The organism is Streptomyces flaveus (genome assembly GCF_014647675.1).
In the GTDB taxonomy this organism is placed as follows: domain Bacteria; phylum Actinomycetota; class Actinomycetes; order Streptomycetales; family Streptomycetaceae; genus Streptomyces; species Streptomyces flaveus.
Genome location: NZ_BMPQ01000060.1, coordinates 1 through 22623 on the forward strand (window position 1 = coordinate 1; position 22623 = coordinate 22623).

Below are 22623 nucleotides of genomic sequence, written 5' to 3' on the forward strand. Positions count from 1 at the left end.
GGCTTTGGCTGAGGGGAGCCGCAGGCTTTTTAGGGGCGCGGGGAACTGCGCGCCCAGCCACGACGCACCCGCAGCCGCGACACAACGTGTCACCCCACCCCCTGGCGGGGGGCCTGGGGGCGGCAGCCCCCAGTTTCGGGAAGGGGCGGGGCTGGGGAAAGGAACCGTCCAGGCGCACCGCCGCATGCTACGTATCTCTGGCCGACCTAGATCACCGTGTGTTACGAAGAGGCATGCCTGCACTCAAGGGACACGAGGAATTCGACGCCGTGATCGTCGGCGGTGGCCACAACGGTCTGGTCGCCGCCGCCTACCTGGCCCGCGCGGGGAAGTCCGTACTGCTACTGGAACGGCTGGGAAACACCGGGGGCGCCGCCGTGTCCAGCCGGCCGTTCGCCGGGCTCGACGCACGCCTGTCCCGGTACTCGTACCTGGTCAGCCTGCTGCCCCGGAAGATCGTGCGGGATCTCGGTCTCGACTTCCGGGTACGCGGGCGCACCGTGTCCTCGTACACGCCCGCCGAACGCGACGGACGGCCGACCGGACTGCTCGTCGGCGGCGGCGAACGGCGCACCCGTGAGGCCTTCGCTCGGCTCACCGGTTCGGACCGCGAGTACCGGGCCTGGCGGCGCTTCTACGCCATGACCGGCCGCGTCGCCAAGCAGGTCTTCCCCACCCTCACCGAACCGCTGCCCACGCGCGACGAACTCAGCCGCCGCATCGACGACGCGGAGGCCTGGCGGGTTCTCTTCGAGGAACCGATCGGCGTGGCCGTCGAGGAGACCTTCGCCGACGATCTCGTACGCGGCGTCGTGCTCACCGACGCGCTCATCGGCACCTTCGCGGACGCCCACGACCCTTCCCTGCGGCAGAACCGCTGCTTCCTCTACCACGTGATCGGCGGCGGTACGGGCGACTGGGACGTACCGGTCGGCGGCATGGGCGCCCTCACCGACGTGCTGGCCGGAGCCGCCCGTGCCGCGGGTGCCGTCATCGCGACCGGGCACGACGTGGTCCGGGTCGAGAGCGACGGACACGCCGCCGAGGTCACGTACCGGACCGAGGACGCGGAAGGAGTCGTCGCGGCCCGGCACGTCCTCGTGAACGCCTCGCCCCAGGAACTCGCGAATCTCACAGGGGAGGAGCCGCCCGCCCCCGCCGAGGGCGCCCAGCTCAAGGTGAACATGCTGCTCAAGCGGCTGCCGAGGCTCCGCGACCCCTCTGTAGATCCACGCGAGGCGTTCTCCGGGACCTTTCACATCGCCGAGGGATACGAGCAGTTGGCGACCGCACACGCACAGGCCGCGTCCGGCGAGCTGCCCGCCGCGCCGCCCTCCGAGATCTACTGCCACTCCCTCACGGACCCCACGATCCTGGGCCCCGACCTCGTCCAGCAGGGCTATCAGACCCTCACCCTCTTCGGCCTGCACACCCCGACCCGGCTCTTCGCCCACGACAACGACGCCGTACGCGAGGAACTGCTCAAGTCGACCCTTGCCCAACTGGACGCCCACCTGGCCGAACCGCTCGCCGACTGCCTGGCCACGGACGCCGACGGCCGGCCCTGTATCGAGGCGAAGACCCCCCTCGACCTGGAACGCGACCTGAGGCTGCCCGGCGGCAACATCTTCCACCGCGACCTCGCCTTCCCCTACGCCCAGGAAGGCACCGGCCGCTGGGGCGTGGAGACCCGGCACGCGAACATCCTGCTGTGCGGCGCGGGCGCGGTGCGCGGCGGCGGGGTGAGCGGGGTGCCGGGGCACAACGCGGCGATGGCGGTGCTGGAGGGTCAGTAGCGGGGGCGGGGGCTTCTGATCAGTTGTCGGACGGCGTCCAGCCTGCCGCCTCGATGCGGGCCGCGTCCGCCGGTCTGGACTCGTCGAAGACGACGCGGTCGCCGGCCTCGATGCGCAGAGTGTCCACGTAGGCGCCGCGGCCGACGTAGCGCTGGTCCGTCGTGTAGCGCCACCGCAGCAGGACCTGTGGGGCCGCGGCAAGGTCCGCGGTGAGCCGGTGCCAGGCCCGGCCAGACCAGCCGGTCACCGAACCGGCCGGATGCTCCTGTGCCTCCTCGCCTTGGCGCCGCGTCGTGAACGGCACCGGCTGCCACGTCGTGCCGCCGTCCGCCGAGGACTCCAGGAACAGGGCGTCGGAGCGGGGTTCGGTGTCCCACCACAGGGCGCAGCGCAGCCGCCCGCCGGCGGGGACGGCGAGCGCGGGGAGCGTGAGCGTGGCGGATGTCGCGGTGGCCATGCCGGAGAACCAGGCCGTACGCCCTCGCGCGGGCCGGACCGGGACGGCGCGCGCCAGATTGTTCGCGGCGGCGACCCGGGGAGCGGAGCCGGATCGCCAACTGCGTACGGGGTGAACGGAGTTGCCGAGCACGATCAGGAAGGAGTCGGTCGTCGGGTCGAGGACCATCGACGTGCCGGTGAAACCGGTGTGCCCTGCGGTGCGCGGGGTGGCCATCGCGCCCATGTACCAGTGCTGGTAGAGCTCGAAGCCGAGGCCGTGCTCGTCGCCGGGGAACGCCGTGTTGAAGTCGGTGAACATCAGCTCCACCGACTCGGGCGTGAGGATCCGGGCCCTGCCGTACGAGCCGCCGTTGAGGAGCGTACGGCCGAGGACCGCGAGATCCCAGGCGTTGGAGAAGACGCCGGCGTGGCCCGCGACCCCGCCCAGGCTGTAGGCGTTCTCGTCGTGCACCTCGCCCCACACCAGGCCGCGGTCGATCCCGGACCAGGGCTTGCGGGCGTCCTCCGCGGCGGCGATCTTCGGCTTCCAGGAGGCGGGCGGGTTGTAGCGAGTGCGGTGCATCCCGAGTGGAGCGGTGATCTCGTTTCGGAGCAGTGCATCCAGAGGGTGACCGGTGATCTCCTCCAGGACCAGCTGGAGTGAGATCAGATTGAGGTCCGAGTAGAGGTACGTGGTGCCCGGTGGGTCGAGCGGCGCCTCGTTCCAGATGAGCTGGAGCTTCTCCTCGTACGTCGGCGCGTTGTAGAGCGGGATCCAGGCCTGGAATCCGGAGGTGTGCGTGAGGAGCTGACGGATCGTGATGTCCTGCTTGCCCGCACGCCCGAACTCCGGCAGGTACGAGACGACCTTCCCCTCCAGCTCCAGGGCGCCCCGCTCGATCTGCTGCACGGCCAGGATCGAGGTGAACAGCTTCGAGACCGAGGCGAGGTCGAAGACCGTGTCCGCAGCCATCGGGATCTGCTGCCCGGCGGGAAACTCCACGCCGGTGTCCGTCTTCTCGTCGTACGCGGAGTAGCGCACCGCCTTGCCGATCGGCTGATGCAGGGCGACCGTGCCGCCGCGTCCGGCGAGTAAGACGGCACCCGCGTACCAGGGGTACTTGGGGGAGGGGCCGAGGAACCTCTCGGCGTCCGCGACGAGTTGGCGCAGATGCCCGGCGAGCAGGCCCGCCTGCTCGGGGGTTCCGGGCCGCAGGGTGGGCCGACCGCGCTGGGGCGCGGCGGAGGCGGGGCCCGCCGGGAAGGGTACGAGGGCCAGTGCGCCGCCCAACGCCAGAGTCTTTCCGGCGAGTTGGCGACGGGTCGGTCCGCCGCTGCCGGCTCTGCCCGCTCTGTCCTCTGCGCCTTCGGTCATCGAGAAGCCTCCCGTAGCGAGTCGTCGCCGCTGAGAAGTATCTTGCCCCGCTCGAGGGAGAACTGACGTACCTCGCAGAAATCTGACGGCGCATCAGAAAAGGTCTTCCCTCGTCCGGAGGACTGCGGCATCCTGCGGCCATGCAGACGGAGCTGAGTAAGAAACTGGGAGTCGAGCACGCCATTTTCGGCTTCACGCCGTTCCCCGCCGTCGCCGCGGCCATCAGCCGGGCCGGCGGTTTCGGTGTGCTCGGCGCGGTCCGCTATACCGCCCCCGACGACCTCAAACGTGACCTCGACTGGGTCGAGAAACATGTCGACGGCATGCCGTACGGCCTGGATGTCGTCATGCCCGCCAAGAAGGTCGAAGGCGTCACCGAGGCCGATATCGAGGCGATGATTCCCGAGGCGCACCGGCAGTACGTCAAGGACACCCTGGCCAAGTACGGCGTGCCGGAACTCGCCGAGGGCGAGGCGTCCGGCTGGCGCATCACCGGCTGGATGGAGCAGGTGGCCCGCAACCAGCTCGACGTCGCCTTCGACTATCCGATCAAGTTGCTGGCCAACGCGCTCGGTTCACCGCCCGCCGATGTCATCGCGCGGGCGCATGACCAGGGCGTCCTGGTCGCCGCGCTCGCGGGCAGCGCCCGGCACGCCCGTAAGCACGCGGAGGCGGGCATCGACATCGTCGTCGCCCAGGGCTACGAGGCGGGCGGACACACCGGTGAGATCGCGTCGATGGTGCTCACGCCCGAAGTCGTGGACGCCGTCGATCCGTTGCCCGTACTGGCGGCGGGCGGGATCGGCAGCGGACAGCAGGTGGCAGCCGCGCTCGCTCTCGGCGCCCAGGGGGCGTGGCTCGGCTCCCTGTGGCTGACCACCACCGAGGCCGACATGCACTCGCGGGCCGTGACCCGGAAACTTCTCGCCGCCGGATCCGGCGACACGGTCCGCTCGCGTGCGCTCACCGGGAAACCCGCACGGCAGCTGCGTACCGAATGGACCGACGCCTGGGACGACCCGAACGGGCCCGGAACGCTCCCCATGCCGCTCCAGGGCCTGCTCGTCGCCGAGGCGGTCTCGCGGATCCAGAAGTACGAGGTGGGGCCGCTGCTCGGCACGCCCGTCGGGCAGATCGTCGGCCGGATGAACAGCGAGCGCAGCGTCCAGGCCGTCTTCGACGACCTCACCCGCGGCTTCGAGCGGGCCGTCGACCGAATCAACCGGATCGCTGGAAGGAGTGAGGAGTGACCCAGGCCCCCAATGCTTCCGCCAACGGCTTCTGGGCCCAGGCAGCCGCAGACCCAGAGCGTACGGTCCTGATCGCCCCCGACGGGGAGAAGTGGACCGCCGGACGGCTGCACGCCGAGACCAACCGCCTCGTCCACGGGCTGCGTGCCGCCGGGCTCGAACGCGGCGACGCCTTCGCGGTCGTGCTGCCCAACAGTGTCGAGTTCTTCACCGCGTACCTCGCCGCCGCGCAGGCGGGCTTCTACCTCGTCCCCGTCAACCACCACCTCGTCGGCCCCGAGATCGCCTGGATCGTCTCCGACTCCGGGGCCAAGGTGCTCATCGCACACGAGCGGTTCGCCGACGCGGCACGGCACGCGGCCGACGAGGCGAAGCTGCCCCAGGGACGGCGGTACGCGGTCGGCGCGGTCGAGGGCTTCCGGCCGTACGCCCAACTCACCGACGGACAACCCGAGTCGGCGCCCGGCGACCGCACCCTCGGCTGGGTCATGAACTACACCTCGGGCACCACGGGCCGCCCTCGCGGCATCCGGCGCCCCCTGTCCGGCAAGCTCCCCGAGGAGTCGTACCTCGGCGGCTTCCTCGGCATCTTCGGGATCAAACCCTTCGACGACAATGTGCACCTCGTCTGCTCGCCGCTCTACCACACGGCCGTGCTCCAGTTCGCGGGCGCGTCCCTGCACATCGGCCACCGCCTCGTCCTGATGGACAAGTGGACGCCCGAAGAGATGCTGCGCCTCATCGACACCCACCGGTGCACGCATACGCACATGGTCCCGACCCAGTTCCACCGCCTGCTGGCGCTGCCCGACGAGATGCGGGCCCGCTACGACGTCTCCTCCATGCGGCATGCCATCCATGGCGCCGCCCCCTGCCCCGACCATGTGAAACGGGCCATGATCGACTGGTGGGGCAACTGCGTCGAGGAGTACTACGCGGCCAGCGAGGGCGGCGGAGCCTTCGCGACCGCCGAGGACTGGCTGAAGAAGCCCGGCACGGTCGGCAAGGCCTGGCCCATCAGCGAACTCGCCGTCTTCGACGACGACGGGAACAAACTCCCGCCCGGTGAACTCGGCACCGTCTACATGAAGATGAGCACAGGGGGCTTCTCGTACCACAAGGACGAGACCAAGACGAAGAAGAACCGCATCGGCGACTTCTTCACCGTCGGCGACCTGGGCTATCTCGACGAGGACGGCTATCTCTTCCTCCGCGACCGCAAGATCGACCTGATCATCTCCGGTGGCGTCAACATCTACCCGGCCGAGATCGAGTCCGCGCTGCTCACCCACCCCGCCGTCGCCGACGCCGCCGCGTTCGGCATCCCGCACGACGACTGGGGCGAGCAGGTCAAGGCCGTCGTCGAACCCGCCCCCGGCTTCACGCCGGGCGAGGCACTGGCCGCCGAGATCCTCGGCCACTGCGAACGGCAACTGGCCGGCTACAAGCGGCCCAAGAGCGTCGACTTCATCGAGACGATGCCACGCGACCCCAACGGGAAGCTGTACAAGCGACGGCTGCGGGAGCCGTACTGGGAGGGGCACGCGCGGCCCGTATAGCTGAGGTTGCGGTCACCCACACGCGCCTGTACGCCCGCCACCGCCACGTCCCGAGTTGACCCGCTCGCGCCGCCGCACGAGGATCGCGCCAGGGCAGCGGCGGGACGAAGGAGCGGGCATGACGGAGACGGTGGGACCCAACGTGACGGTCGACGGGGTGCTGCGGCGCAGTGCCCGCCGTACCCCTGCCCGCATCGCGGTCAACTACGACGAACGGACCTGGACCTACGAGGAGTTGGACGACGCCGTCTCGCGTGCCGCCCGGGTGCTGCGCGACACGGGGCTGGCACGCGGCGACCGGGTCGGCGCCTACGGCCACAACTCGGACGCGTACCTGATCGGCTTCCTGGCCTGCGCGCGGGCCGGTCTGGTGCACGTACCGGTCAACCAGAACCTGACCGGTGACGACCTCGCGTACATCGTCGGCCAGTCCGGCAGCACGCTGGTGATGGCTGACCCGGACCTCGCCGGTCAACTCCCGGACGGTGTACGGGTGTTGCCGCTACGCGACGCCGACGACTCGCTGCTCGCGCGGCTGGCCTCGACGCCGCCGTACGACGGTGAGGAGCCGCGTACCGAGGACCTGGTGCAGTTGCTCTACACCTCGGGCACCACTGCCGCGCCGAAGGGCGCCATGATGACGCACCGCTCCCTGGTGCACGAGTACCTGAGCGCGATCGCCGCGCTCGACCTGAGCGCCGGCGACCTGCCCGTGCACTCGCTGCCGCTCTACCACTCGGCACAGATGCATGTGTTCCTGCTGCCGTATCTCGCGGTCGGCGCCCGGAACACCATCCTCGACGCACCCGACGCCGAGCGGATCTTCGACCTGATCGAGACCGGTCGCGCGGACAGCCTGTTCGCCCCGCCCACCGTGTGGATCGGGCTGTCGAACCGCCCCGACTTCGCCACCCGCGACCTGAGCGGGCTGCGCAAGGCGTACTACGGGGCCTCGATCATGCCCGTGCCCGTACTGGAACGCCTGAAGGAGCGGCTGCCGAAGCTGGCCTTCTTCAACTGCTTCGGGCAGAGCGAGATCGGCCCGCTGGCCATGGTTCTCGGACCGCACGAGCACAAGGGACGGATGGATTCCTGCGGGCGCCCGGTGCTGTTCGTCGAGGCGCGGCTCGTGGATGAGTCCGGCAAGGACGTGCCGGACGGGGAGCGGGGCGAGATCGTCTATCGATCGCCGCAGCTGTGCGAGGGCTACTGGGACAAGCCCGAGGAGACGGCCGGGGCCTTCCGTGACGGCTGGTTCCACTCCGGGGACCTCGCCGTGCGCGACAGCCACGGGTACTTCACTGTGGTCGACCGGGTGAAGGACGTGATCAACTCCGGTGGTGTACTGGTCGCTTCGCGGCAGGTCGAGGACGTGCTCTACACGCATGACGCGGTGGCCGAGGTCGCGGTGATCGGGCTGCCGGACGAGCGCTGGATCGAGGCCGTGACCGCGGTGGTCGTCCGCCGGGGTGAGGTGGCGGAGGAGGAGCTGCTCGCGTACGCCCGTGAGAAGCTCGCCGGCTTCAAGGCGCCGAAGCGGGTCCTGTTCGTGGACGAGCTGCCGCGCAACGCGAGCGGCAAGATCCTCAAGCGCGAGCTGCGGGACCGCTTCCAGGAGGAGCCCGCCCGAACCGTCGCCCCAGGTGATTGAACGGTCGAGGCCGACGAGCCGTACACATTTCGGCGGACCCGACCACCCGGGCCCGGTCCGCCGCACCACCAGCGGGAAACGCACGGAAGGACCTCCGGGTTGTCGAGCACCACGAACTCCCCTCAGCTGCCGGACACGGACCGGACAACCCCGGACAAGGACCAGACGCCGGAGGTTCCACCGGCGGACACGCCTGATGACGCCGTTGCCGAGACATCCGGGCAGGACGGCGAGGCCGGCGAAAGCCCCGCCGCCACGCACACCACCACCGAAGCCCCCGCTGGATCCGCTGAAGAGCAAGCCATCGCCGAACCCGCGGAACCTGCTGAAGCCGCCACCGAAGCGAAAGCCCCCGCGAGCGACGCCGACGCCCCCACGGATGCCCCGACCGACACTCTGTCCGACGCCCCGGAGGAACCCGCCACCGCCCGCCGCTGGCGGCACAGGCACCCGGTCGCCGCGCGCTACGTGGGCTGGGCGATCACGGCCCTGTCCCTCGGCCTCGTGTGCTTCGCGCTCCTTATGCCGACCTCGATCGAAGCCTTCCGGCCAGGAATCTTCGTACGCATCCCCGTGGAGGCGATCCTCGGCGCCGGCATCCTGATCTTCCTGCCGCGCAGGCCACGAATAGCGGCGGCGGCCCTCGCCGGTCTGGGCCTCGGTGTGATGACCGTGCTGAACCTCCTCGACATCGGCTTCAACATGTTCCTCGGCCGAGGATTCAACGTGGTCCTCGACTGGGTCCTGTTCGACGACACGAAGGCCTATCTCGAGGACTCGGTGGGCAGTGGCGGCACGATCGCCGCCATCATCGGGGTCATACTCCTCGTCCTCGTCCTGCTCGCCACGACGACCCTGGCCGTGCTCCGGCTGAGCAACGTACTGGCCCGCGACCGCGACAAGGCCACCCGTACCACCGTGCTGGTCGGAACCGCCTGGGTCACCTGCGCGGCGCTCGGCCTCCAGCTCGCCGGCACACCGCTCGCCGCCAGAAGCACGGTCGCCCTGGCCGAAGACCGTGTGAAGCGGGTGCGCGCCACCATCAAGGACGAGGCGGCGTTCGCCAAGGAGGCCAAGAAGGACAAGTTCGGCAACACCTCGGGCGACCAGCTGCTCACCGATCTGCGTGGCAAGGACGTCATCTTCACCTTCATCGAGAGCTACGGCCGCAGCGCCATCGAGGACGAGGACATCGCGCCGGGCGTCAACGCGACCCTCACCGCCAAGAACGAGGAGCTGACCCGGGCCGGGTTCGCCGCCAAGAGCGGCTGGCTCACCTCTTCGACGTATGGCGGCAACAGCTGGCTCGGCCACTCCACGTTCCTGTCGGGCCTGTGGATCAACAACCAGAACCGCTACCGCGTCGTCACCGCGGGCGAGCACCTGACCCTCACCGGGGCCTTCCAGCGCACCGGCGCCTGGCGGACGGTGGGTGTGATGCCGGGCGTCCAGAAGAACTGGCCGGAAGGCAAGTTCTACGGCCTCGACCAGGTCTACGACTCCCGGGACCTCGGCTACAAGGGCCCCAAGTTCAGCTGGTCGACGATGCCCGACCAGTACGCCCTGAAAGCCTTCGAGCAGCTGGAGCACGGCAAGAAGCAGGACAAGCCGCTGATGTCGCAGATCATCCTGACCTCCAGCCACCAGCCCTGGGCACCCCTCCCCAAGACAGTTCCCTGGGACCAGGTCGGCGACGGCTCCGTCTACAAGGACATCCAGAAGGCCGGCAAGAAGCCCGGGGACGTCTTCTACGACTCCGAGAAGGCGACAGAGGAGTACGGCAAGTCCATCCAGTACTCCGTGACCAGCCTCATCGACTACGTGACGAAGTACGGCAGCAAGGACACCGTGCTCGTCTTCCTCGGCGACCACCAGCCGATGGCCAAGGTCAGCGGCAGCAAAGCCAGCCGGGACGTGCCGATCTCGATCGTCGCCCAGGACAAGTCCGTACTGGACAAGATCGACGACTGGAACTGGACGGACGGCCTCAAGCCCGACTCGGACGCCCCGGTCTGGCGGATGGACTCCTTCCGCGACCGCTTCCTGACCGCGTACGGCTCACAGCCCAATCCCTCCAAGTAACGGGCCGGTCAGACCCGGTCAGACAGGGCCTTGAGTTGCTAGTGCTGTCCGTGGCGCCCGGGGGCGCGGACCGTCTTACGAATTCCTGACGCGCTCCCGGGCGGCCGGATCAGATGCCTTCCCGCACCTACGATCGCAGCGTGTCGACCCTTCGGAACATCATCCTCGTCATTGCCGCACCCCTGATCCTGGCCGCAGCCGGCCTCACGCATCCCAGCGGGCTCTCCAGGTCGACGGCCGAGCACTGGGCGGATATGCACATCATGCTGCTGCCGGTCTTTCCGCTGCTCGCGGTCGGCCTCCTCGTCCCCCTGTGGCGACGGCCCGGACGCGACCTCGCGGGCTTCGCCACCGTCGTGGCCTGGGTGGGTTCCTTCGTCTACGCGGCCTTCTACACCGGGCTCGACGCGGTCGCCGGCATCGGGGCGGGAACCGCGGTCGAGCACGCCGCCGCGGGAGCGAGTCCGGGACCGCTGAAGCGACCCCTCTACGACGTGGGCGAGGCGCTCGGGCAAGCGGGCGCCTACGCCCTCATCTGTGCTGTTGTGGCCACAGCCGTCGCCCTGTTCCCGAGGCACGGCGCGCGCATCCTTCCCGGCATTGCCGTGCTCCTCGTGTCCGGCTGGTCCTTCGTCGACAGCCATATCTTCTGGCCGCGCGGGGTATGGACGATGCTCGGCTTCGCCCTGGGGTTCACGCTGCTCGCGTGGGCGGCACCCTCACCGAAGGCTCAGCGGTTCGCCTCCACCGCCACCGAGCGCGCCCACCGGTAGTCCGCCTTGCCGCTCGGGGAGCGCTGGATGGAGGCTGTGATCACCAGCTGGCGTGGGATCTTGTAGCCGGCGAGACGGGCGCGGCAGTGGGTCTGGATGTCGTCCAGGGACAGGGGCTTCGCCCCGTCGCGGGGTTGCACCACCGCCGCGACATGGTTGCCCCACTTCTCGTCGGGCACTCCGGCCACCAGTGCGTCGTACACGTCCGGATGGGCCTTGAGGGCCTGCTCGACCTCCTCCGGGTAGACCTTCTCGCCTCCGGTGTTGATGCACTGGGAACCGCGGCCGAGGACGGTGACGACGCCCTCCTCGTCGACGGTCGCCATGTCGCCGAGGAGGACCCAGCGCTCGCCGTCCTTCTGGAAGAAGGTCTCGGCGGTTTTCCTGGGGTCGTTGTAGTAGCCGAGCGGGACGTGTCCGCGCTGCGCGACGCGGCCCGGTTCACCGACCGCGACCGGCTCGTACGTCGCCGGATCCACCACCTGTGTACGGGAGTTGACGCGCACCCGGAAGCCTTTGTCCGGGCCCGAGTCCTCCGTCGCCGTGCCGTTGAAACCGGACTCCGAGGAACCGAAGTTGTTGAGCAGCAGCACGTTCGGCAAGAGTGCCTGGAACTGTTCGCGCACGGTGTCCGACATGATCGCGCCGGAGGACGAGACGCTGAACATGGAGGAGCAGTCGGTGCCCTTCATGGGGCCGTTGAGGGCGTCGATCAGTGGTCGCAGCATCGCGTCGCCGACCAGCGACATGCTGGTGACCTTCTCCTTCTCGATGGTGCGCAGCACTTCCTCGGGCACGAACTTGCGGTGGATCACCACGCGTTGGCCGAAGTTGAAGCCGATGAAGGCGGTGAGGGTCGACGTGCCGTGCATCAGCGGGGCAGCGGGGAGGAAGGTGATCCCGTCACCGCCCGCCGCGACCCGCTCGGCCAGTTCCTCCGGCTTCTTGACCGGCTCTCCGGTCGGGGCGCCGCCACCCAGGCCCGAGAAGAAGAGATCCTCCTGACGCCACATCACGCCCTTGGGCATCCCTGTCGTACCGCCGGTGTAGATGATGAACTGGTCGTCGGCCGAGCGCGGCGCGAAGCCCCGCTCGGCGGACCCGGAGGCCTCGGCCGCCGCGAAGTCCACCGCGGACAGCGGCGGAGCGTCCGGCGCGGGGGCCCCCACCCGCACCAGGTGCCGCAGCTTCTCCGCCCGCGGCAACGCCGCCGCCACTCGCTCGGTGAACTCCGCGTCGAAGACCAGGGCCACCAGATCCGCGTCACGGTAGAGGTAGACCAACTCCTCTTCCACGTAGCGGTAGTTGACGTTGACCGGCACGATCCGCGCCTTCAGGCATCCGAGCACGGTCTGCAGATACTCGACGCTGTTGTAGAGGTGCAGCCCGAGATGCTCACCGGGGCGTACGCCGCTGTCGATCAGGTGGTGCGCGATGCGGTTGGCCGCCGCGTCCAGTTCGGCGTACGTCAGGCGGCGCTCCGCCCCCGTGCCGGGGTGGTCGATGTACACGAGCGCCTCGCGGTCGGGCACCACGTCGACGATCGACTCGAACAGGTCGGCAAGGTTGTACTCCACCGCTCCTCCTGACCCCGGCAAAACGATCGACAAGACGACTGGACGACTGAGAGATGCGCGCGTCCTTCGGTTCGACGGTCATCAGAGCAAAGCCCGCCCCAACTGTGAAGGGTCCGCGCAGAAGAAATCTGACTGACTGTCAGAAAACCCTTGAACTGCCCCGGCGCCTACTGCAACCTGTTCTCGTCCCGAGACAGGAGGACCGCCATGGGTGGGACGGAACACCTCACAGTGCAGCGCGAAGGCGCCACACTGGTGCTCACGCTCAACAGGCCCGAGGCCAAGAACGCCCTCTCGTTGCCGATGCTGGTCGGCCTGTACGACGGCTGGGTCGAGGCCGACGAGGACGACGCGATCCGCTCGATCGTGTTCACCGGCGCGGGCGGCACGTTCTGCGCGGGCATGGATCTCAAGGCCCTGGCAGGCAAGGGCATGGAAGGGCAGCAGTACCGGGACCGGCTCAAGGCCGACCCCGATCTGCACTGGAAGGCGATGCTGCGCCATCACCGGCCGCGCAAGCCGGTGATCGCCGCGGTTGAGGGCCACTGTGTGGCCGGCGGTACGGAGATGCTTCAGGGGACCGACATCCGGGTCGCGGGGGAGTCCGCCACGTTCGGTCTCTTCGAGGTGAAGCGTGGGCTGTTCCCGATCGGTGGCTCGACGGTGCGGCTCCAGCGGCAGATTCCGCGGACGCATGCGCTGGAGATGCTGCTCACCGGGCGGCCGTACTCCGCACGGGAGGCCGCCGACATCGGCCTGATCGGGCATGTCGTCCCCGACGGGACGGCCCTGGAGAAGGCCCTTGCCGTCGCCGAGCAGATCAACGCGTGTGGGCCGTTGGCCGTCGAGGCGGTGAAGGCCTCCGTGTACGAGACCGCCGAGATGACCGAGGTCGATGGGCTGGCTGCCGAACTGAAGCGGGGGTGGCCGATCTTCGATACGGCTGACGCCAAGGAAGGTTCGCGCGCTTTTGCCGAGAAACGGCCACCGGTGTACCGGCGGGAGTAGCTCCGTCGGTAAGGCAGTTCGACACCTGCGGGTTCGCTGTGGCTGGTCGCGCCCCACGTGTCACGGCCCGCGCCCTTACGGGTAGCGCCACTCACGGGGCGCTGTCCCCCCATTCCTCCGAGGAGACCCCGTGCCCGAAGTCCTCAAAGCCCCCCTCGTCGTCGAGTTTCCCTTCACCCGCTCCCTCGGCCCCGTCCAGAGCGCCTTCCTCACAGGCCTGCGCGAACGCGTCGTCCTCGGGGTGAAGACCGGCGACGGCCGGACCCTCGTCCCGCCCGTCGAGTACGACCCCGTCACCTCCGAGGAGATCCGGGATCTCGTCGAGGTGGCCCCCACCGGCACCGTCACCACCTGGGCCTGGAACCACGCCCCCCGCCGCGGCCAGCCCCTGGACACCCCCTTCGCCTGGGTCCTGGTGAGGCTCGACGGCGCCGACACCTCCCTCCTGCACGCGCTGGACGCGACCGGCCCCGACGCCGTCCACACCGGTATGCGCGTCCGTATCCGGTGGGCCGAGGAACGCTCCGGTGCCATCACGGACATCGCCTGCTTCGAGCCGTACGACAGCGTGGAGACACCCGAACCCGCCGGTCACGACGGGCGGTTCGAGGACATGGTGACCGGCATCGTCGCCCCCGCCCGCCTCGACTACACCTACTCGCCCGGCCGCGCCCAGTCCGGCTACATCAACGCGCTCTCCGACCGGCGGATCGTCGGCGAGCGCTGCCCGTCCTGCCGCAAGGTGTACGTCCCGCCGAGGGGTGCGTGCCCCACCTGTGGTGTGGCCACGGTGGAAGAGGTCGAGGTGGGGCCGGGCGGCACCGTCACCACGTACTGCATCGTCAACATCAAGGCGAAGAACCTGGACATCGAAGTCCCGTACGTCTACGGGCACATCGCGCTCGACGGCGCCGACCTCGCCCTGCACGGCCGTATCGGCGGCATCCCCTACGACCAGGTGCGCATGGGGCTGCGCGTCGAGCCGGTGTGGACGGACGGCGGCCGTTACCCCGACCACTACCGGCCGACCGGCGAGCCCGACGCGGACTACGAGACGTACAAGGAGCTGGTGTGATGCGTGAGATAGCCGTGGTCGCCTTCGGGCAGACCGATCACCGGCGCACCAGCGACGAGTTCTCCGAGGTGGAGATGCTCATGCCGGTCCTGCATGACGTTCTCGACCGGACCGGCATGAAGACCAGCGACATCGGCTTCACCTGCTCCGGCTCCACGGACTATCTCGCGGGCCGCGCCTTCTCCTTCACCATGGCACTCGACGGGGTCGGCGCCTGGCCGCCGATCTCCGAGTCGCATGTGGAGATGGACGGGGCGTGGGCACTGTACGAGGCCTGGACGAAGCTGCTCACCGGGGACGCCGACACGGCGCTGGTGTACTCGTACGGCAAGTCCTCACCCGGCTCCGTACGCGATGTGCTGACCCGGCAGCTCGACCCGTACTACGTGGCGCCCCTGTGGCCGGACTCCGTGGCCCTGGCCGCCCTTCAGGCGCAGGCGCTCATCGACGCGGGGGAGGCGGACGAGCCCGCCCTCGCCGGGGTCGCCGCCCGCAGCCGCGAGGACGCGCGCGCCAACTCCCATGCGCAGCTGCGGGGTTCGGTGCCGCAGGGGGAGTACCTCGTACGTCCGCTCCGTACCGGCGACTGCCCGCCCATCGGCGACGGAGCGGCGGCCGTCATCCTCGCGGCGGGGGAGCGGGCCCGTGAGCTGTGCGAGCGGCCCGCCTGGATCCGGGGGATCGATCACCGCATCGAGGCGCATGGTCTCGGCGTGCGCGATCTGACCGACTCGCCGTCCACGCGGCTGGCGGCCGAGAAGGCCGGCGCCTTCGAACGGCCCGTCGACACCGCCGAGTTGCACGCGCCCTTCACCTCTCAGGAAGTGGTCCTGCGCAAGGCGCTGCGGCTGGACGGGGACGTCGCGGTCAATCCCTCCGGGGGAGCGCTCGCCGCCAACCCGATCATGGCCGCCGGTCTCATCCGCATCGGCGAGGCCGCCGCGCGTATCCACCGCGGCGAATCCGACCGCGCGCTCGCGCATGCCACCTCAGGGCCCTGTCTGCAGCAGAACCTGGTATCCGTACTCGAAGGGGACGCCCGATGAGCAAGGAGCCCGTGGCCGTCGTCGGGATCGGCCAGACCAAGCACGTCGCCGCCCGCCGGGACGTGTCCATCGCGGGACTCGTCCGCGAAGCCGCCCAACGGGCGCTGGACGACGCGGAGTTGACGTGGGCCGACATCGACGCCGTCGTCATCGGCAAGGCGCCCGACTTCTTCGAGGGCGTCATGATGCCCGAGCTGTACCTCGCCGACGCCCTCGGCGCCGTCGGCAAACCCATGCTGCGCGTGCACACCGCGGGATCCGTCGGCGGCTCCACCGCGCTCGTCGCCACGAACCTGATCGCGGGCCGCGTCCACGGCACCGTCCTGACCCTGGCCTACGAGAAGCAGTCCGAGTCGAACGCCATGTGGGGCCTGTCCCTGCCGATCCCCTTCCAGCAGCCGCTGCTGGCCGGCGCGGGCGGCTTCTTCGCCCCGCACGTACGCGCGTACATGCGGCGCACCGCCGCCCCCGACACGGTCGGCTCCCTGGTCGCGTACAAGGACCGCCGCAACGCGCTCAAGAACCCGTACGCGCATCTGCACGAGCACGACATCACGCTGGAGAAGGTCCAGGCCTCGCCCATGCTGTGGGACCCGATCCGCTACTCCGAGACCTGCCCGTCCTCGGACGGCGCCTGCGCGATGGTGCTCACCGACCGCGTGGGGGCGGCCCGTTCGCCCCGGCCGGCCGCCTGGCTGCATGGCGGCGCGATGCGCTCCGAGCCGACCATGTTCGCGGGCAAGGACTGCGTGTCGCCGCAGGCCGGCAAGGACTGCGCGGCCGACGTGTACCAGCAGGCGGGGATCACGGACCCGCGCCGGGAGATCGACGCCGTCGAGATGTACGTGCCGTTCTCCTGGTACGAGCCCATGTGGCTGGAGAACCTCGGCTTCGCCGCCGAGGGCGAGGGCTGGAAACTCACCGAATCCGGGGTGACGGAGCTCGACGGGGACCTGCCCGTCAACATGTCCGGCGGCGTTCTGTCCACCAATCCGATCGGCGCGTCCGGCATGATCCGCTTCGCGGAAGCGGCCCTCCAGGTGCGCGGCCAGGCGGGAGAACACCAGGTCGACGGGGTGCGCAGGGCGCTGGGGCACGCCTACGGCGGCGGCTCCCAGTTCTTCTCGATGTGGCTGGTGGGTGCCGAACCGCCCGCCTCCTGAACTGTGCCCCTCACGTGGCCTGTGCCTGGCGGTGACCGATCGCTAGGCTGGCCGCGGACGACGAACCGGGAGGAGCACGGACGTGGCCGAGAGCACCATCCAGCATCATCCGCTTGCAGGCTGGGACAAGCCGGAGCTTGACCTCAGCAATGCCGACTGGCGCTCCAGCAGTCGCGGGCTGGGGGATGTCCAGATCGCCTTTGTCGAGGGCTTCATCGCCATGCGAAACAGTGGCAGCCCGGAAAGCCCCTCCCTGATCTTCACACCCGCGGAGTGGGGCGCGTTCGTGTCGGGGGCACGGGAGGGGGAGTTCGACCTCACCTGACACCTGGGGAAGGGGCGTTTCCCTTCTCTTTCTGGGACACGCGACCTTTGGCCCTGCCCCGGGGCCACGCCTGAGCGAGGCCGGCCCCGGGACGACCAGGAGGCCATCGAGACCGGGACCAGAACGCCGGCCGACGGCTTCATGGCCCCGCATCGCGAGCGGCATCCCGACGTACGTGCCGATGCGGGCGCTGTGCCGGGCGACGCCGCCGGACACCTGGTCGCGGCCTTCAAAGACGCCGACCTCGTGGTGGTGGGCCGCCACCGCCGACGGTTATCGAGCCGCCGCAGCAAGGGCAGCCCGCGCAGCCCCTCGGGCACCTCCGCGAACTCGTTCTCCCGCAGCTCCAGTTCACGCAGCTCCCGCAGTTTTCGTACGGAGCCGGGGAGCACCGTGAGCTGATTGCCGCGCAGCCAGAGCTCGCGCAGCGAGGCCAACTCGCCGAGCGAGGTGGGCAGTTCGGTGAGTAGGTTCTGCTGGGCGCGTAGCTCCACCAGAACGGGCGGCCGAGGTGGTGGCTCTTCTGGGCGGGGTCGCCGAGCGTTCCGGTCGGTGGCGGCGGGACGGTTCGCGGCGGTTGTCGGGGCCTTGCGGGTGTGGCCCCGGCAGTCTCCCGGCAGTCGTCTCCCGTACCTCGTCGCGCCCCGACTTGCACGTACCATGGCGACATGTCCTTCCTCCGCCGCCGCAGCGCCACACCCGCAGGGCCCGACTTCGATGTTCTGGCCATGGACCCGGGCGACTGGCCGGGCAATCTCGGCGCGGGCCTGCTGCCCGCCCCCGACGGCAGCTGCCAGGGCGTCTTCCTGCGCTACGACCTGTTCGGCGGCCGCGGTCCCGCGATGATCATCGGCAATCTGCCGGAGGGCTCCCCGGCCAGGGACGTCGCCGAGGACGAGGTCCCCTTCGAGGTGGCCCAGCTGCTGCTGGCGCTGGAGAACGACGAGGAGGTCACCGTCGTCGGCGCCGAGGACGCGCCGGTGATGCAGGGCGACAACCTCCTGATCGTGCGCCGCCTCAAGCTCTCCGAGACGCGTATCTCCTGTGTGCAGTTCGACCGCAGCGACAACGTCCTGGTGACCATCGCCGCCTGGGACCGCCCCATCACCGACGACCTGTACGCGCTCCTGAAGCCGCTTCCGGCGGAGCTGTTCCAGCAGGGCTGAATCGACGGCCCTCGTGTACGGAGCTTGTACGGGATTCTGTTCGGGATTCCGCACACTGCGTCATGCATCTTGTCACCTGGTGATCGGACCTTTAGCGTCCTGAGTCATGTCGCATGAGCCGCATGAGCCGCATGAGTCACCTGAGATATCCCGAAGGGCCACACTGAAGACGACAGTTGGCGGGGCGGCTGGTCTCGCCCTTGGCGGCGGCCTCGCTGCCAGTGGAGCGGCCGCCGCTGATTCCTCCGATGTATCTCGGGAGTCGATGGTGCTGTGGTATTCCGCTCCGGCCGCCGACTGGGAGCGAGAGGCCCTGCCCATCGGCAACGGCGCGCTCGGCGCCATGGTGTTCGGCACGCTCGCCTCCGAGCGGCTGCAGTTCAACGAGAAGACCCTGTGGACCGGCGGCCCCGGCTCGGTTCAGGGCTACGACCACGGCAACTGGCGCGAGGCACGGCCTGGCGCGATCGCCGCCGTGCAGGACGAGCTCGACGCGCAGACCAGGCTCGACCCCGAGAGCGTCGCCGCCGAGCTGGGTCAGCCGCGTGTCGGATACGGCGCCCATCAGACCTTCGGCGACCTGTACCTCGACATCCCGGACGCACCGACGGCCACGCCGGACTCGTACCGCCGTGAACTCGACATCTCCAACGCCGTCGCGACGGTCGGTTACACCCACCAACAGGTGCGCCACCAAAGGGAGTTCTTCGCCTCCTACCCCGACGGCGTGATCGCGGGACGGCTCAGCGCGGACCGCCCCGGCAAGGTCACCTTCACCCTTCGCTACACCTCGCCCCGCAGCGACTTCACGGCCACCGCGGTGGGCGGGCGGCTCACGGTGCGCGGCGCGCTCGAGGACAACGGGCTGCGCTTCGAGGCCCAGATCCTTCTGCGCAGCAAGGGCGGCACCGTCACCTCGAACGCGGACGGCACGATCACCGTGGCCGGTGCCGACAGCGCCTGGTTCGTGCTGGCCGCGGGCACGGACTACGCCGACACGTACCCCGACTACCGCGGCGAGGACCCGCACGCCGCCGTCACCCGGACCATCGACAGGGCCGGCGAGCGCTACCAGTCACTGTTCGCCCGGCATCTGAGCGACCACCGGGCCCTGTTCGACCGGGTCACCCTGGACATCGGCCAGAGCGTCCCCGCCGATGTGCCCACGGGCCGGCTCCTCGCGAACTACACCGGCGCCGCGAGCGCCGCGGACCGAGCCCTGGAAGCCCTCTACTTCCAGTACGGCCGCTACCTCCTCATCGCCTCCTCGCGCCCCGGCTCGCTGCCCGCCAACCTCCAGGGCGTCTGGAACCACAGCACCTCGCCCCCGTGGTCGGCGGACTACCACACCAACATCAACATCCAGATGAACTACTGGCCCGCCGAGGCCACGAACCTCGCCGAGACGACAGCCCCGTACGACCGCTTCGTCGAAGCGCTGCGCGCACCCGGACGCCGAACCGCCAAGGAGATGTTCGGCTCGCGCGGCTGGGTCGTGCACAACGAGACCAACCCCTACGGTTTCACCGGCGTGCACGACTGGGCGACCGCCTTCTGGTTCCCCGAGGCGGCTGCGTGGCTCAGCGGGCAGCTGTACGAGCACTACCGGTTCGGCGGCTCCACGGACTACCTCCGGAACGCCGCGTACCCGGTGATGAAGGAGGCCGCCGAGTTCTGGCTCGACAATCTGCGCACCGACCCACGCGACGGCACGCTCGTCGTCACGCCCAGTTACTCACCCGAGCACGGCGACTTCACGGCCGGTGCCGCCATGTCCCAGCAGATCGTGCACGACCTGCTGACCAACACCCTTGAGGCGGCCGGCATCCTGGGCGACTCGCCCGCCTTCCGCCGGTCCCTCGAGAAGGCACTGGCCGAACTGGACCCCGGCCTGCGCATCGGGTCCTGGGGTCAACTCCAGGAGTGGAAGGCCGACTTGGACGACCCGGCCGACGACCACCGGCATGTCTCGCACCTCTACGCCCTGCACCCCGGGCGGCAGATCGAGCCCGGCACCAAGTGGGCCGACGCCGCGAAGGTCTCGCTCACGGCGCGCGGCGACGGCGGCACCGGCTGGTCCAAGGCCTGGAAGATCAACTTCTGGGCGCGGCTGCGCGACGGCGATCACGCCCACAAGATGCTCGCCGAACAGCTCAAGTCCTCGACCCTGCCGAACCTCTGGGACACCCATCCGCCGTTCCAGATCGACGGCAACTTCGGCGCCACCTCCGGGATGGTCGAGATGCTGCTGCAGAGCCAGTACGACGCGATCGAGGTACTCCCCGCCCTGCCCGCCACCTGGCCGGACGGCTCGGTCCGCGGCCTGCGCGCCCGCGGCGGCGCCACGCTCGACATCGACTGGGCCGACGGGCAGGCGACCCGCATCGCACTGACCGCCTCGCGAACCCGACGGCTCACCGTCCGCAGCGATCTGCTGCCGGGCGGCGAGACCACGTTCAGGGCGATCGCCGGTCGGCGGTACGTCTGGGGCAAGGAAGGCTGAGTGCTCCGCCGCCACAGGGCCTCTACGCCGTGGACCGCCGTGGACCTCGACCATGCGCGGCGACGAGGACGGAGTGCTCATCGCTCATCCAACCGTTTCCTCTGTCCCCTCTGTTTCCTCGCGGACGGCGGTCCGGGATCTCTGGGCGGGGAGAAGCGGCAGGACACCGGTGCACTCCAGGTGGGTGCGCGCTCCCCGGATCGCCTCCGGCGTGCTGTCGTACTCACTTCCCTCCAGCCGCAGCAGCTCCAACACGCCCATGGATTCCAGGACTTGACGCTGGCCCGGACGGATCCCCGAGGTCATGACGACGATGCCGCGCCGGTTGAGCCTTTGAATCGTGTCCTTCAGGACGAGGGCGCCGGTGGCGTCGATGGTCGTCACGCGGGACATGCGCAGGATGATGACGCGCACATCGGCGACCTCGGCCAGCTCCAGCAGGAAGCGATGCGCGGCGGCGAAGAACAACGGGCCGTCGATGCGGTACGCCACGATGTGCTCGGCCAGCAGCGCGTGTTCCTCGGCGCTGTGGTCGCCGCGGTCGAGCGGGACCTGGTCGAGGCGGGCCTGCAGGGCAACCGCCCGCAGGGCCAGGGCGCCCGCGACGACCAGGCCGATGATCACGGCGTACACGAGATCGAGCGCGAGGGTCGCGACGGCAGTGAGTACGAGGATCAGCGCGTCCGAGCGGGTGGCCTTGGCCATGACCCGCAGCGAGCCGACCTCGACCATGCGGATCGCCGTGGCCAGCAGCACACCCGCGAGCGCGGCGAGCGGGATCTTCGAGACGAGAGGGGCGGCCGCGAAGACGATCACGGCGAGAACCGCGGCGTGCGCGAGGGAGGCGAGCCGGGAACTCGCGCCGGTACGGACGTTGACCGCGGTGCGGGCGATCGCGCCGGTCGCGGGCACCCCGCCGAACAGCGGGGCCGCGATGTTGGCCAGTCCCTGACCGAAAAGCTCCCGGTCCGGGTCGTGCTTCTGGCCGACCGTCATGCCGTCGGCGACCGAGGCCGACAGCAGTGACTCCAGGGCGGCCAGCGCCGCCACCGCGACCGCCGGGGCCAGCAGCGAGCCGAGCGCGCCCGGATCCAAGAAGGAGAGGGACGGCGCGGGCAGTCCGGACGGCAGGTCTCCGATCGGCTTCGCCGCATCGAGGCCGGCTACTTGCGCCACGAGGGTGGCGGCGATCACCGCGACGATGGAGAAGGGGATCGTGGGCCGAAGACGAGTGCCGATCAGCATGACGGCGGCGACCACCAGGGCGAAGGCGACGGCGGTCCAGTTCGGGTGCTCCGCGAACTCCTGAAGGGCGCGCCAGGTCACCACGAGGACGCGGTCGCCCTCCGGCTTGGGCACCCCCAGGGCGCTCGGGATCTGCTGCAGTCCGATCACGCAGGCGATGCCGAGCGTGAAGCCCTCCACCACGGGTGCGGGCACGTACTGCATGTATTTCCCGGCCCTGACCAGGGCGAGTGCGACGAGCATCAGGCCCGCCATCAGCCCCACGGTCAGCACCCCGGACGGGCCGTGCTCCGCGACGATCGGCACGAGCACCACGGTCATCGCGCCCGTCGGCCCGGACACCTGCAGATTCGAACCGCCGAACACCGCGGCGAGCGCACCGGCGATGACCGCGGTCGCCAGCCCCGCCTCGGCGCCGAGCCCGGAGGAGACGCCGAATCCGAGCGCGAGTGGCAGCGCGACGATCGCCACCGTGAGGCCGGCCAGCAGGTCCCGGCGCGGATCCCGGCGCATCTGCGCCAGATCACCACGGCCGGGCAGTAGCGCGGTCAGCCGGGCCCCGACCCGGCCCAAGGAGATTCTCATCGCGCG

16 protein-coding genes and 2 pseudogenes are annotated in these 22623 nt (G+C 69.8%); 14 read left to right on the plus strand and 4 right to left on the minus strand.

Going from position 1 to position 22623, the window contains the following annotated elements; genetic code table 11:
* Nucleotides 1-233 precede the first annotated feature (233 nt).
* On the plus strand, nt 234-1796 hold the full coding sequence (locus tag IEZ21_RS45830) for a phytoene desaturase family protein (protein ID WP_189327739.1): 1563 nt from the start codon (nt 234-236) through the stop codon (nt 1794-1796).
* 19 nt (nt 1797-1815) lie between these two features.
* Here IEZ21_RS45830 and IEZ21_RS45835 read toward each other — a convergent pair whose 3' ends face one another.
* Nucleotides 1816-3609, minus strand: coding sequence for a serine hydrolase domain-containing protein (locus tag IEZ21_RS45835; protein WP_189327740.1), 1794 nt, complete (start codon nt 3607-3609; stop codon nt 1816-1818).
* Nucleotides 3610-3749: 140 nt separating this feature from the next.
* Between IEZ21_RS45835 and IEZ21_RS45840 the strand changes: the two genes are divergently transcribed.
* The 5 genes from IEZ21_RS45840 (at nt 3750) to IEZ21_RS45860 (ending at nt 10924) form a co-directional block, all read left to right on the plus strand.
* A complete protein-coding gene (locus IEZ21_RS45840; RefSeq protein WP_189327741.1) occupies nt 3750-4859 on the plus strand; it encodes an NAD(P)H-dependent flavin oxidoreductase in 1110 nt (369 codons plus the stop codon).
* The gene (locus IEZ21_RS45845) at nt 4856-6418 is read left to right on the plus strand and encodes an acyl-CoA synthetase (RefSeq protein ID WP_189327742.1); all 1563 of its coding nucleotides are present in this window, start codon (nt 4856-4858) and stop codon (nt 6416-6418) included. Before IEZ21_RS45840 ends, IEZ21_RS45845 begins: the two co-directional genes overlap by 4 nt.
* Before the next feature lie 118 nt (nt 6419-6536).
* A complete protein-coding gene (locus IEZ21_RS45850; RefSeq protein ID WP_189327743.1) occupies nt 6537-8069 on the plus strand; it encodes an acyl-CoA synthetase in 1533 nt (510 codons plus the stop codon).
* A 99-nt stretch (nt 8070-8168) separates the two neighbouring features.
* The gene (locus IEZ21_RS45855) at nt 8169-10151 is read left to right on the plus strand and encodes a sulfatase-like hydrolase/transferase (RefSeq protein WP_189327744.1); all 1983 of its coding nucleotides are present in this window, start codon (nt 8169-8171) and stop codon (nt 10149-10151) included.
* A 140-nt stretch (nt 10152-10291) separates the two neighbouring features.
* Complete coding sequence (locus tag IEZ21_RS45860) at nt 10292-10924, plus strand: hypothetical protein (protein ID WP_246568933.1); 633 nt, start codon at nt 10292-10294, stop codon at nt 10922-10924.
* On the opposite strand, the gene IEZ21_RS45865 is transcribed toward IEZ21_RS45860, so the two are convergent.
* Complete coding sequence (locus tag IEZ21_RS45865; protein WP_189327746.1) at nt 10882-12501, minus strand: acyl-CoA synthetase; 1620 nt, start codon at nt 12499-12501, stop codon at nt 10882-10884. The genes IEZ21_RS45860 and IEZ21_RS45865 overlap by 43 nt on opposite strands.
* 207 nt (nt 12502-12708) lie before the next feature.
* Between IEZ21_RS45865 and IEZ21_RS45870 the strand changes: the two genes are divergently transcribed.
* The 6 genes and pseudogenes from IEZ21_RS45870 to IEZ21_RS45895 form a co-directional block, all read left to right on the plus strand.
* A complete protein-coding gene (locus IEZ21_RS45870; RefSeq protein WP_189327747.1) occupies nt 12709-13509 on the plus strand; it encodes a crotonase/enoyl-CoA hydratase family protein in 801 nt (266 codons plus the stop codon).
* Between the two features lie 130 nt (nt 13510-13639).
* On the plus strand, nt 13640-14584 hold the full coding sequence (locus IEZ21_RS45875; RefSeq protein WP_189327748.1) for a Zn-ribbon domain-containing OB-fold protein: 945 nt from the start codon (nt 13640-13642) through the stop codon (nt 14582-14584).
* Nucleotides 14584-15630 carry a thiolase family protein gene (locus IEZ21_RS45880; protein WP_189327749.1) on the plus strand — a complete coding sequence of 349 codons (1047 nt, stop codon included), beginning with the start codon at nt 14584-14586 and terminating at the stop codon, nt 15628-15630. The genes IEZ21_RS45875 and IEZ21_RS45880 overlap by 1 nt, the downstream gene beginning before the upstream one ends.
* Nucleotides 15627-16793 carry a thiolase family protein gene (locus IEZ21_RS45885; RefSeq protein ID WP_189327750.1) on the plus strand — a complete coding sequence of 389 codons (1167 nt, stop codon included), beginning with the start codon at nt 15627-15629 and terminating at the stop codon, nt 16791-16793. The genes IEZ21_RS45880 and IEZ21_RS45885 overlap by 4 nt, the downstream gene beginning before the upstream one ends.
* Nucleotides 16794-16875: 82 nt before the next feature.
* Nucleotides 16876-17118 (plus strand): DUF397 domain-containing protein, encoded by a 243-nt coding sequence (locus IEZ21_RS45890; protein WP_033319723.1) that lies wholly within the window; start codon nt 16876-16878, stop codon nt 17116-17118.
* 48 nt (nt 17119-17166) lie between these two features.
* Nucleotides 17167-17394, plus strand: a pseudogene (locus tag IEZ21_RS45895) (adenine nucleotide alpha hydrolase family protein); the annotation flags it as partial.
* On the opposite strand, the pseudogene IEZ21_RS48325 reads toward IEZ21_RS45895, so the two are convergent.
* Nucleotides 17388-17615 (minus strand): annotated as a pseudogene (locus IEZ21_RS48325) (leucine-rich repeat domain-containing protein); the annotation flags it as partial. The pseudogenes IEZ21_RS45895 and IEZ21_RS48325 overlap by 7 nt on opposite strands.
* A 171-nt stretch (nt 17616-17786) precedes the next feature.
* Here IEZ21_RS48325 and IEZ21_RS45900 point away from each other — a divergent pair.
* Both IEZ21_RS45900 and IEZ21_RS45905 read left to right on the plus strand, forming a co-directional pair.
* Complete coding sequence (locus IEZ21_RS45900) at nt 17787-18284, plus strand: hypothetical protein (protein WP_033319725.1); 498 nt, start codon at nt 17787-17789, stop codon at nt 18282-18284.
* A gap of 268 nt (nt 18285-18552) precedes the next feature.
* Nucleotides 18553-20787 (plus strand): glycoside hydrolase family 95 protein, encoded by a 2235-nt coding sequence (locus IEZ21_RS45905; RefSeq protein WP_213089437.1) that lies wholly within the window; start codon nt 18553-18555, stop codon nt 20785-20787.
* A gap of 84 nt (nt 20788-20871) precedes the next feature.
* Here the strand turns inward: IEZ21_RS45905 and IEZ21_RS45910 are convergent, their stop codons facing one another.
* Nucleotides 20872-22617 carry a SulP family inorganic anion transporter gene (locus IEZ21_RS45910; protein ID WP_189327752.1) on the minus strand — a complete coding sequence of 582 codons (1746 nt, stop codon included), beginning with the start codon at nt 22615-22617 and terminating at the stop codon, nt 20872-20874.
* Nucleotides 22618-22623: the final 6 nt, after the last annotated feature.